The sequence below is a fragment of the Herbiconiux moechotypicola genome (assembly GCF_024979255.1).
Classification (GTDB): domain Bacteria; phylum Actinomycetota; class Actinomycetes; order Actinomycetales; family Microbacteriaceae; genus Herbiconiux; species Herbiconiux moechotypicola.
The window spans coordinates 20,755-32,313 of the sequence record NZ_JANLCN010000006.1; the positions used below are offsets into that span (position 1 = coordinate 20,755).

General features: G+C 71.0%; 11 protein-coding genes. 10 read left to right on the forward strand and 1 reads right to left on the reverse strand.

All coding sequences use genetic code 11. The features are described 5' to 3' along the window. Position 1 precedes the first annotated feature (1 nt). The 6 genes from N1031_RS10780 to N1031_RS10805 all read left to right on the forward strand — a co-directional run bounded on the left by N1031_RS10780 (position 2) and on the right by N1031_RS10805 (position 6,010). Positions 2 to 1,255 (forward strand): alanine racemase, encoded by a 1,254-nt coding sequence (locus N1031_RS10780; RefSeq protein WP_259479878.1) that lies wholly within the window; start codon positions 2 to 4, stop codon positions 1,253 to 1,255. Further along, entirely contained in the window at positions 1,252 to 2,562 is a 1,311-nt protein-coding gene (locus N1031_RS10785; protein WP_259479641.1) for a D-arabinono-1,4-lactone oxidase, read from the forward strand. Before N1031_RS10780 ends, N1031_RS10785 begins: the two co-directional genes overlap by 4 nt. Then, entirely contained in the window at positions 2,562 to 4,019 is a 1,458-nt protein-coding gene (locus N1031_RS10790) for a glycoside hydrolase family 1 protein (protein ID WP_259479642.1), read from the forward strand. The genes N1031_RS10785 and N1031_RS10790 overlap by 1 nt, the downstream gene beginning before the upstream one ends. A gap of 99 nt (positions 4,020 to 4,118) precedes the next feature. Then, a complete protein-coding gene (locus N1031_RS10795; RefSeq protein WP_259479643.1) occupies positions 4,119 to 4,685 on the forward strand; it encodes a LemA family protein in 567 nt (188 codons plus the stop codon). Positions 4,686 to 4,717: 32 nt separating this feature from the next. Further along, complete coding sequence (locus tag N1031_RS10800; RefSeq protein ID WP_259479644.1) at positions 4,718 to 5,590, forward strand: M48 family metallopeptidase; 873 nt, start codon at positions 4,718 to 4,720, stop codon at positions 5,588 to 5,590. A gap of 45 nt (positions 5,591 to 5,635) precedes the next feature. After that, positions 5,636 to 6,010 (forward strand): DUF6578 domain-containing protein, encoded by a 375-nt coding sequence (locus N1031_RS10805; protein ID WP_259479645.1) that lies wholly within the window; start codon positions 5,636 to 5,638, stop codon positions 6,008 to 6,010. 116 nt (positions 6,011 to 6,126) lie between these two features. Here the strand turns inward: N1031_RS10805 and N1031_RS10810 are convergent, their stop codons facing one another. Beyond that, positions 6,127 to 7,329, reverse strand: coding sequence for a winged helix-turn-helix domain-containing protein (locus N1031_RS10810; RefSeq protein ID WP_259479646.1), 1,203 nt, complete (start codon positions 7,327 to 7,329; stop codon positions 6,127 to 6,129). A gap of 212 nt (positions 7,330 to 7,541) precedes the next feature. Here N1031_RS10810 and N1031_RS10815 point away from each other — a divergent pair, with 212 nt between their 5' ends. The 4 genes from N1031_RS10815 to N1031_RS10830 are packed head-to-tail and all read left to right on the forward strand — an operon-like array spanning position 7,542 to position 11,552. Further along, the gene (locus N1031_RS10815; RefSeq protein ID WP_259479647.1) at positions 7,542 to 8,684 is read left to right on the forward strand and encodes an ABC transporter substrate-binding protein; all 1,143 of its coding nucleotides are present in this window, start codon (positions 7,542 to 7,544) and stop codon (positions 8,682 to 8,684) included. After that, positions 8,681 to 9,640: an ABC transporter permease gene (locus N1031_RS10820; RefSeq protein ID WP_375163632.1), complete on the forward strand. Its 960-nt coding sequence runs from the start codon at positions 8,681 to 8,683 to the stop codon at positions 9,638 to 9,640. Before N1031_RS10815 ends, N1031_RS10820 begins: the two co-directional genes overlap by 4 nt. Continuing rightward, positions 9,637 to 10,464 (forward strand): ABC transporter permease, encoded by an 828-nt coding sequence (locus N1031_RS10825; RefSeq protein WP_259479648.1) that lies wholly within the window; start codon positions 9,637 to 9,639, stop codon positions 10,462 to 10,464. The genes N1031_RS10820 and N1031_RS10825 overlap by 4 nt, the downstream gene beginning before the upstream one ends. Next, positions 10,461 to 11,552, forward strand: coding sequence for an ABC transporter ATP-binding protein (locus N1031_RS10830; protein WP_259479649.1), 1,092 nt, complete (start codon positions 10,461 to 10,463; stop codon positions 11,550 to 11,552). Before N1031_RS10825 ends, N1031_RS10830 begins: the two co-directional genes overlap by 4 nt. The last annotated feature ends 7 nt before the right edge of the window (positions 11,553 to 11,559 follow it).

Here is an 11,559-nt window from a genome sequence, read left to right on the forward strand (position 1 = left end):
CATCACGATCGGCCTCGAAGCGGCGGCCGGGGCGCCCGCCGTCTGGCGCGACGAGCAGCGCTACTGGCGCGGTCTCACCGCCGCCACCGCGCACCTCGACCCGCCCGTGGCCGTCATCGGTCTCGAGGCGCTCGCCCACAACGCCCGCTCCATGCTCGACCGGGCGCACGGCCGACCCATCCGGGTGGCGTCGAAGTCGATCCGGGTGCGGGCGGTCCAGGATGCGGTGCTGGCGCTCCCGGGGTACGCGGGTGTGCTCGCCTACACGCTGGCGGAGGCGCTCTGGCTCGCCGAGACGGTCGACGACGTGGTGGTGGGCTACCCGACCGCCGACCGCGAGGCGCTCCGCCGCCTCGTCGCCGACGAGCGGCTGCTCGTGCGGGTCACGCTCATGGTCGACTCCACCGCGCACCTCGACCTGCTCGACGCCACCGCGCCCGTCGCCTCGAGGGCGGGCGAGGTGCGGGTCGCGCTCGAGCTCGACGCCTCCTACCAGGCGCCCGCGCTCGGCCGACTGGGCGTGTGGCGCTCGCCCGTGCACACCCCGGCCGAGGCGCACTCGCTCGCCGTGGCGATCGCCCGGCGGCCGGGCGTGCGACTGGTGGGCATGATGGCCTACGAGTCGCAGATCGCCGGCGTCGGCGACCGCCCGTCGGGCTCGCGCCTCCGTTCGGCCGTGATGGGCCGCGTCATCGGTCGGATGCAGACGGCCTCCTCCGCCGAACTCGCCGAGCGACGCGGCGCCGCGGTCGAGGCGGTGCGCACGGTCGCGCCGCTCGAGTTCGTCAACGGAGGCGGCACCGGATCGCTCGAGTCGACCTCGGCCGACCCCTCCGTCACCGAGATCGCCGCCGGCAGCGGCCTGTTCGGCGGTCACCTCTTCGACACGTACTCCCGCTTCCAGCCCGCACCGGCCGCCGTCTTCGCGCTGCCCGTCGTGCGCAAGCCCACCCCGCGCATGGCGACCCTCCTCGGCGGCGGCTGGGTCGCATCCGGACCTCCCGCCCTCGACCGGCTGCCCGAAATCGTGTGGCCGCTCGGCACCCGGATGCAGGCGCGCGAGATGGCGGGCGAGGTGCAGACACCGCTGTCGGGGCGAGGGGCGGCGGCGCTCGCCGTGGGCGATCGGGCGTGGCTGCGGCACACCAAGTCGGGCGAGCTGTCCGAGCACGTGAACGAGTTCCAGGTGGTCTCGGGCGGAGACGTCGTCGACGTCGTGCCGAGCTACCGCGGAGAGGGGAAGGCCTTCCTGTGACGGCGTTGAACGGAACCTGGCGCAACTGGGCGCGCACCGAGAGCGTGAAACCGGTGCGGGTCGAGCGGCCCGCCACCATCGGCGCCGTGCAGCGGGCCGTGCTCGGGGCCACGCGGGCCGGTCTCCGCGTGAAGGCGGTCGGCGCGGGTCACAGCTTCACCGGGATCGCGGTGGCCGACGGCGTTCTGCTCGAGCTCGACGAGCTCTCGGGCATCGTGCGCGTCGACCGGGAGCGGCAGCGGGTGACCCTCCTCGGCGGCACCCGGCTGTTTCAGCTGCCGGCGCTGCTGCGGCCGCACGGGCTCGCGCTCGAGAACATGGGCGACATCGACCGGCAGTCGATCTCGGGCGCGATCTCCACCGGGACGCACGGCACCGGCGCGCGCTACGGCGGCATCGCCACCCAGGTCGTGGGCGTCACCCTGGTGACCGCCGACGGCGAGCTGCTCACGGTCGACGAGGAGTCGAACCCCGAGCTGCTGCCGGCCGTCGCGCTCGGGCTCGGGGCGCTCGGCGTGATCGTCGAGGTCACGCTGCAGTGCGTGCCCGCCTTCGTGCTCGAGGCCGTCGAGCGCCCGCTGCCGCTCGACGACGTGCTCGAGCACCTCGACCAGCACAACGAGGCCGACCACTTCGAGTTCTACTGGTTCCCGCACACGAGCACCGCGGCGACCAAGACGAACACCCGTCGCGTGACGGGATCACCCACCCGCCCCCTGCATCCGGTGCGCGCGTTCGTCGACGACACCGTCATGGCCAACGGGGTCTACCGCGTCACCTGCGCGGCCGGCCGCATGGCGCCCGCCATCGTGCCGCGGGTCAACGCGCTCGCCGAGAAGCTATGGTCGAACCGCAGCTTCTCCGACCAGTCGCACCGGGTGTTCGTCACCAGCCGCACCGTGCGCTTCCGCGAGATGGAGTACGCGGTGCCTGCGGCCGACGTTCCCACGGTGCTGCGCGAGCTCGACGCGCTCGTCGAGAGCAACGGCTGGCGCATCTCCTTCCCCGTCGAGGTGCGCTTCGCGGCCCCGGATGCGCTGTGGCTGTCGACCGCATCCGGCCGGCAGAGCGGCTACATCGCCGTGCACCGCTACTTCAGAGAGAATCATCGGGAGTACTTCGAAGCCGCCGAGGAGATCATGACCCGCCACTCCGGCCGACCGCACTGGGGCAAGCTGCACACCCGCACGGCGGCGCACCTCGCCGAGGTGTATCCGCACCACGCCGACTTCGTCGCCCTGCGCGACCGGCTCGACCCGTCGCGGGCGTTCACGAACGCCTACCTCGATCGCGTGCTGGGGGAGTGATGGCCGCCGCATCCGGCTCGTCCCGCGGCCCGTCGCGCGCCTCCCTTCCCGAGGAGCGCCGCGAGCGCGCCCGTGACCTCGCCTCCCGCCTGCCCGCCGGGTTCGAGCTCGGCGTCGCCACGAGCGCGTTCCAGATCGAGGGCGCCACCCATGAGGGCGGCCGGGGTGAGTCGGCCTGGGACGCGTTCACCGCGGTGCCCGGGCGCGTGATCGACGGCTCGACCGCCGACGTCGCCGCCGATCACTGGCACCGCATGCCGGAGGACGTGGAGCTGATGCGTCAACTCGGCGTCGACTCCTACCGCTTCTCGTTCGCCTGGCCGCGCCTGCAGCCCGAGGGCAAGGGGGCGCTGCGGCGCGAGGGGGTCGACTTCTACGAGCGGCTGCTCGACCGGCTCGAGGCCGCGGGCATCCGGTCGTACGCCACGATCTACCACTGGGACACCCCGTCGGCGCTCACGGGCGGCTGGTTCTCGCGCGACACCGCGCTGCGGTTCGGTGACCTCGCCCACGCGCTGGGGGAGCGGTTCGGCGAGCGCATCGACCGCTGGGCCACCATCAACGAGCCCGCGACCGTCACGCTGAACGGCTACGCGCTCGGGCTGCACGCCCCGGGTGCGACGCGCCTGTTCAACGCCCTGCCCGCGGCGCACCACCAGCTGCTGGCCCACGGCATCGGGGTGCAAGCGCTCCGGGCCGCGGATGTGCGGGGCGAGGTGGGCATCGTCAACGTGCACTCGCCCGTGGTTCCGGCCACCGAGTCGGAGCCCGACACGGCGTTCGCGGCGCTGTTTGACGTGCTGCACAACCGCATCTTCGAAGACCCGGTGCTGCTCGGCCGCTACCCGACGGCACCGGAGGGCTTCGAACCGCTGTTCTCCGCGCTCACCGAGGCCGATCCCGCCGATCTCGCGCTGATCGGCCAGCCACTCGACTTCTACGGGCTCAACTACTACATGCCCACGCGCATCGCCGCGGGCTCGGGCGGTGACGAGACGCCCGACGGATCGTCGGCCGCCATGGCCTCGCTGCCGTTCCACCTCGCGGAGTGGCCCGAGTTCCCCCGTACGGGCTTCGGCTGGCCGGTGGCCCCGGAGTTCTTCGGCGTCGCGCTCGCCGAACTGGCCTCGCGCTACGGCGACGCGCTGCCACCGGTGGTGGTGAGCGAGAGCGGGGCGAGCTTTCCGGATGCGGTGGAGCCCGATGGCGAGACGGGGGAGCGCCGGGTGCACGACGGGCGCCGCATCGACTACCTCGCCGCGCACCTGGAGGCCGTGCTGGCGTCGCCGGTCGACGTGCGCGGGTACCACGTGTGGTCGCTGCTCGACAACTTCGAGTGGGCGGCGGGCTACACGCAGCGGTTCGGGCTCGTGCACGTCGATTTCGCCGAGCCCACGCGCACGCGCACACCGAAGGACTCCTACCGCTGGCTGCAGCTGGTGGCCGACTCGCGCTGAGCCGGGTGCGGGAGCCGGCGCCGCGCATCCGTCGCCCTCTTGCTGTGAGCATGCCTCGGCAGCCGTGACCCCGCGCGGCGCAGCCGATAGAGTGGCCTCATGGAATGGCTGATCCCGGTTATCATCGTCGTCGCTGTCGTCGTCGTCATCGGCATCTACCTGTGGGCGACCTACAACTCCCTCGTCACGCTCAACGTGCGGGTCGACGAGGCCTGGAGCGACATCACGGTGCAGCTGAAGCGCCGTGCCGACCTGCTGCCCAACCTCATCGAGTCGGTGAAGGGCTATGCCGCGCACGAGAAGGCGGTGTTCGAGAACGTCACGAAGGCGCGCGCCGAGACGCTCTCGGCGCAGGGCCCGGCCGAGGCGTCGGTGGCCGAGAACCACATGCAGACCGCGCTGAAGTCGATCTTCGCGGTCGCCGAGGCCTACCCCCAACTGCAGGCCAGCCAGAACTTCCTGCAGCTGCAGGCCGAGATCGTCGACACCGAAGACAAGGTGCAGGCCTCGCGCCGCTTCTACAACGGCGGGGTGCGCGAGCTCAACACCAAGATCAAGGTCTTCCCGAATAACATCTTCGCCCGCCAGCTGGGCTTCAGCGAGCGCGAGTTCTTCGAGGTGTCCGACGTCGCGGCCATCGCCGAGCCGCCTCGCGTGCAGTTCTGACGCTGCGCGGCGACCCGTTCTAGTCGACCTCCATGTACTCTGCGATAGCCAAGAACAAGCGCAACACCGTCGTCATCATCGCCCTGTTCCTGCTCATCATCGGCGGGCTCGGGTGGCTGGCCAGCTACATCTACGGCAACCTGTCGATCGTCATCATCACCGTCGTGGTGTCGATCGCCTACGCGCTCATCCAGTACTTCGCGGCCTCGGGGCAGGCGCTGGCGATGAGCGGGGCCCGGCAGATCGAGAAGCGCGACAATCCCAGGCTCTACCGCATCGTCGAGAACCTCTCCATCACCACCGGCACGCCGATGCCGAAGGTGTACATCATCGACGACCCGGCGCCGAACGCGTTCGCGACGGGTCGTGACCCGCAGCACGCGATCGTCGCCGCCACGACGGGGCTGCTCGACATCATGGACGATGCCGAGCTCGAGGGCGTGATGGCCCACGAGATCGGGCACGTGCGCAACTACGACATCCGGGTGTCGATGATCGTGTTCGGGCTGGTCGTGGCGGTCGGTTTCATCGCCGACATGTTCTTGCGCATGGCCTTCTTCGGGCGCAACAACAACAACCAGAACCCGGTCGTCATGATCTTCGGTCTGGTCGCCATCCTCATCGCCCCGCTCGTGGCCACCGTGGTGCAGCTGGCCGTGTCGCGCCAGCGCGAGTACCTCGCCGACGCCACGGGCGCGCTGACCACCCGCCACCCCGACGCCCTCGCCAGCGCCCTCGAGAAGCTCGCTGCCTACGGTCGCCCCATGAAGCGGCAGAACACGTCGATGGCCCACATGTGGATCGCCGATCCCAACAAGCCGGGCGTTATCGACCGCCTCTTCGCCACCCACCCGCCCATCCCCGAGCGCGTCGCCCGCCTCCACAAGATGGGCGGCAGCTTCTAGCCCGTCCAGGGGTGCTCTCGGGCAGCACCGGCTTAGAGTGGTGAAATGAATACTGCTCGTGTTTTTTGCGAACGGTGGCAGTTGGATTGCTGCGGCAACGACTTCGCGGTCGGAGAGGCAGTCCAGTGGTCCGTGGTCCGCGCAGACCGCCTCACTGTGGTCGAAACGTTTTCGCGCACTGTCTTCGCAGTCGACACGTTCTACGAGAACCACTGGGCTCCGTCGGACCTGATCGATATGACGGCTCTCGTAGAACGGATCTGGGCGGTCGAACGGCCAAGGGATGCACCTTTCGGTCCCGGCGGATGGGGGCCGCTGAGGGCAGTGGAGCACACGGACAAGGCGTCCTTCGATGACCCAAAGGCAGAGTACGACTGTGATGGTTTCATCGTCGAAGTGAGGCTGACGGACATTCGATGACAAAGCCACCAGCGCGGAGTTGTTCTGTTCCCACCTTGGCATGATCCGTTGTCTCCCAAGCGGGCGTATTCCAGCTCGAGTCGTGTGTTCCAGGGCGGCATCGAATGGCGGAGCGGTCAGGCTGTCGCGAGGGCCGTGCGGAGGGCGGGGGCGAGGGTGCCGCGGTCGGCGACGGCGATGTCGGTGAGGCCCTGCCAGGTGGCGGCGGAGCGGAGCAGCGCGGCGATGCGGGGCACGTCGTCGGGCACGAGCGACGGCTCGGCCCAGGCAGCCTGCACGCGCAGCACGCCTGACTGGCGGTCGTTCTTGAGGTCGAGGCGGGCGGGGATGCGGTCGTCGAGGAGCACCGGCAGCACGTAGTAGCCGTATACCCGCTTCGGCGCGGGGGTGTAGATCTCGATGCGGTAGTGGAAGTCGTACAGGCGCAGCGCCCGCGCCCGCTCCCACACCACAGGGTCGAACGGAGACAGCAGCGCCGCGGTCTCCAAGCGCCGCGGCAGCCGTGCATCCCGGTGCAGCCAGGCCGGCTTGCCCCAGCCGGACACGGTCACGGGCAGTAGTTCGCCCTCGTCGACCAGCCGTGAGATCGCCGGTGCGACCTGCGCGCTCTTGAGCCTGAAGTAGTCGGCGATGTCGCTCAGCGTGCCCACCCCGAGCGCCCTCGCCGAGTGCGCCACCAGCTGTGCCACGGCCTCCTCCTCGGGCACCACGGTCTCGAGCACCGACGCGGGCAGCACCTGCTCGGGCAGCGCGTACACCCGCTCGAACCGCGTGCGCCCGGCCGACACCACGTCGCCCTGCCGGAACATGGTCTCGAGCCCTCGCTTGACGTCGCTCCACCCCCACCAGGGCCCCTGCCGCCGGTTGGACTCGTGCTCGATCTCGCTCGCCCGCATCGGGCCCTTCGCGGCCAGTTCGGCCTTCAGCCACTCGATCGTGCCGTGAGCGGAGGCGCCCCACGAGTCGGGATGGGTGCGGTACCACTCGCGGTAGTACTCCTTGCGCCACGCGAACAACGGCAGCGACTCGAGCGGGAGGAACGACGCCTCGTGCGCCCAGAACTCGGTGACCCCCTTGCCGTAGGTGACACGGTCGAGCGCCGACTTGTCGTACGCGCCGAGGCGCGCGAACACCGGGAGGTAGTGGCTGCGCTCGAACACGTTCACCGAGTCGATCTGCAGCAGGCCCAGTCGCCGCAGCAGCAGGTTGAACTGGCGTGTACCCGGCACGCCCACGCCCGAACCAGCTCCACCGGTGCCGAACCCTTGCGCGGCGAGCGCGACACGACGGGCCAGGGCGGGGGAGAGAGTATCGACCACGTCGCCAGCGTACCCACCACCCCCGACGCCCCGACCGCCCCGCGCATCCCGACCGCCCCCACACCCCGACACCGACCGTTCATCGCCGGTTCACAGCCACGTCGAAGACCCGCCGCCCGAGCCGCCTACCGTGCAGGAGTCGGACGGCCGGGCACCAGAACTGCCCGCACACAGCGCGGGCGGCCCCCGCCGACGCACCAGGAGGACATCCCTTGCTCACCAAGCGCATCGCGATCGCCGGCACCGCCGTCGCCGCCGCCCTTGCCCTCGGCCTCGCCGGCTGCTCGGCCGACGCCACCGCCTCGTCGGCGACCGGCGCGGCCGCCGTCGTCGCCGCCACCGCCACCAGCCTCAACGCCTTCGGCGGCCTCTCGGGCCTCGAGGAGGCCGCGAAGGCCGAGGGCGCGCTCAACGTCATCGCCCTGCCCCGCGATTGGGCCAACTACGGCGCCGTGCTCGACGCCTTCGCCGAGAAGTACCCCGAGATCACTATCAACGAGGCGAGCCCCGACGCCTCCAGCGCCGAGGAGATCCAGGCCGCGCAGAACCTCGCCGGTCAGGACACCGCCCCCGACGTGTTCGACGTGGGTGCCGCGGTCGCGCTCGCCAACACCGACCAGTTCGCCCCCTACCAGGTGGCCACCTGGGACGACATCCCGGATGCGCTCAAGGAGCAGACCGGCCTCTGGGTGGGCGACTACGGCGGTTACATGGCCATCGGCTACGACCCCGACGCCGTACCCGAGCCCACCAGCCTCGACGACCTGCTGGGTGCCGACTACAAGGGCAAGGTCGCCATCAACGGCGACCCGACCCAGGCCGGCGCCGCGTTCGCCGCCGTCGGCCTCGCCGCGGTGCAGAACGGCGGCTCGGTGGCCGACTTCCAGCCCGGCATCGACTTCTTCGCCGAGCTGCAGAAGGCCGGCAACTTCGTGAAGATCGACCCGACCCCCGCCACCATCGCCTCCGGCGAGACTCCCGTCGTCTTCGACTGGGATTACCTCAACGTGGGCTACGGCGCCGACCTCGAGGGCCAGCGCAACTGGGAGGTCACCATCCTCCCCGGCACCGCCTACGCCGGCTACTACAACCAGGCCGTGAACGTCGACGCGCCGCACCCGGCCGCAGCTCGCCTCTGGCAGGAGTTCCTCTACAGCGACGAGGCGCAGAACCTGTGGCTCGCCGGCGGTGCCCGCCCGGTGCGCGCCGACGCCATGGCCGAGGCCGGCACGATCGACGAGGAGCTCTTCGCGGCGCTCCCCACGATCGACGGCGAGACCGTGGTGCCCGACGCCGAGCAGGCCGAGGCCGCCTCGACCCTCCTCGGCCAGAACTGGGCCGCCGCCGTCCAGTGAGCGACGAAGCCCTCCTGAGCCCCGCAGCGAACACCTCGCTGCGGGGCTCGGGGGCGCCTCGCGCGGCAGACCGCCCGCGAAGCCCCCGCCCGGTCCGACGCTCCCGCACCCTGCTCTCGGGCAGCGTGCTCGGCCTCGTGCCGTTCACCGCCTACATCATCCTGTTCCTCGCGCTGCCGACCGTCATCGCCCTGGTCACCGGTTTCCTCGACGGCGACGGCGCGTTCACGCTCGACAACCTGGTCGCCCTCGGCGACCCCGTCGTGCTCTCCACCTTCGGCAACTCGCTCTGGCTCTCCGCCCTCACCGCCGCCGTCGGCGCCGTCGTGGGCGCCCTGTTCTGCTACGCCCTCATCGGCACGAAGCCCACGGGCGTGCTGCGCTCCGTGGTCGACGCCGCGAGCGGCGTGCTCGCCCAGTTCGGCGGCGTGATGCTCGCCTTCGCCTTCGTCGCCACCATCGGCATCCAGGGCATGGTGACCGTGTTCCTTCGCGACAGCCTGGGCTACGACATCTTCGCGAACGGGGTGTGGCTCTACGACACGCCAGGCCTCATCCTGCCCTACATCTACTTTCAGGTGCCCCTCATGATCATCACGTTCCTCCCGGCCCTCGAGGGGCTGAAGCCCCAGTGGGCCGAGGCCAACGCGATGCTCGGCGGCAGCGGTCTCGGCTACTGGCGTCACGTGGGCGTTCCGGTGCTGCTGCCCTCGTTCGTCGGCTGCCTGCTGCTGTTGTTCGCCAACGCGTTCTCGTCGTTCGCCACGGCGGCGGCGCTCACCAGCCAGGGCTCGCAGATCGTGCCGCTGCAGATCCGCGGCGCGCTCACCAGCGAGACCGTGCTCGGCCGTGAGAACCTCGCCGGCTCCCTCGCCCTCGGCATGATCGTGGTGATGGTGATCGTCATGGCGATCTACTCGGTGCTCATGCGCCGCGCCGCCAGGTGGCAGCGATGAGCGCCCCGGTGCGGATGCGCGGGGTGCACCCCGGCCCGGGCCCGGTCGCCCGATGGGTCATCGTCGGCGTCATCGGCCTCCTCTTCCTCGTGCCGATCGCCGCGATGGTCGAGTTCACCCTCCGTCGCGGACTCGACGGCGGCTACGACCTCAGCCGCTGGGCCGCCGTGTTCGGGGGTGGCCTGACCGGCGACTACAAGCCCATCCTCACCGGCCTCACGAACTCGCTCGTGCTCGCCGTGGTGACGGTGATCGTCATGCTGGTGCTACTCGTGCCCACGATGGTGCTGGTGCGCATCCGGTTCCCCTCGTTGCAGCGGGCACTCGAGTTCGTGTGCCTGCTGCCCATCACCATCCCCGCGATCGTGCTCGTGGTGGGCCTCGCCCCGGTGTACTCGGTGGTGGCGCGCATCTTCGGCTCGGGGGTGTGGCCGCTCGCCTTCGCCTACGGGGTGATCGTGCTGCCCTACGCCTACCGCGCCATCCAGGCCAACCTGCAGGCGGTCGACGTGGTCACGCTCAGCGAGGCGGCGCGGTCGCTCGGGGCGGGCTGGCTCACCATCCTGCTGCGGGTGGTGGTGCCGAACATCCGCCGGGGTCTGCTCGCCGCCGCGTTCATCTCGGTGGCCGTGGTGCTCGGCGAGTACACCATCGCCGCGCTGCTCAACCGGGTCAACCTGCAGACGGCCCTCGTGGTCGTGAGCAAGGCCGACCCGTTCGTCTCCATCATCTTCGCCCTGCTCGCCCTCGCCTTCGCCTTCGTGCTGCTCCTGGTCATCGGGGTGGTCGGCGGCCGCAGGCCCGCTCAGAAAGCCTCCTCATGACGATCTCGCTCGACCGCACCACCCGGCAGCAGCCCGCCGCCGACACCGCGCGCGAGGGCGCGCGGGTCGAGCTCCGCGGCATCGAGAAGGAGTTCCCCGGCGGCGCCCGCGGACTCGACGGCATCGACCTCGTCATCGAACCCGGCGAATTCGTGGCCCTCCTCGGCCCCTCGGGCTGCGGCAAGACCACGGCGCTGCGGGTGCTCGCGGGCCTGGAGACCTCGACCGGCGGTCAGGTGCTGGTCGACGGCGCCGACGTCTCGGGCGTGGCCGCGCGGCACCGCGACATCGGCATGGTCTTCCAGTCGTACTCGCTCTTCCCCCACATGACGGCGCAGGCCAACGTCGAGTTCGGGCTCCGGATGCGCAAGGTCGCCGCGGCGGAGCGCCGCTCCAAGGCGGCCGACGCGCTCGAGATGGTGGGTCTCGGCGGCTTCGGGGGCCGTTTCGCCCACGAGCTCTCGGGTGGCCAGCAGCAGCGCGTGGCGCTGGCGCGTGCGCTCGTCACCGAGCCGCGCGTGCTGCTGCTCGACGAGCCGCTCTCCGCCCTCGACGCCCGCGTGCGGGTGCAGCTGCGCGACGAGATCCGGCGCATCCAGCGTGAGTTCGGCATCACGACCGTGTTCGTCACGCACGACCAGGAGGAGGCGCTCGCCGTCGCCGACCGGGTGGCGGTCATGCGGGCGGGACGGATCGAGCAGATCGGTGCGCCCGAGGAGCTCTATGGGCGGGCGGCGACGCCGTTCGTGGCCGAGTTCGTGGGGCAGAGCAACCGCCTGCCCGGAGTGGTGGCGGGCGGCGTCGTGACGGTGCAGGGGGTGCGCCTGCCGCTCATCGACGCGCAGACCGCCGACGGCGAGGTGGTCGCGTTCGTGCGGCCCGAAGACCTGCGGTTCGGGCCGTCGGGGCTGCCGGCCGAGGTGGTGTCGACGAGCTTCCTCGGCTCGTACCGGCGCACGGCGGTGGCGCTCGACGACGGCACCGTGGTCTCGGTGCAGCACGGGGCCGGGTTCGCCCCGGCGGTCGACGACCGCCTGCTGCTCGAGTTCGCCGGGGCACCGGTGGCGGTGGAGCGGCGCTCGCTGTGATCTGCAT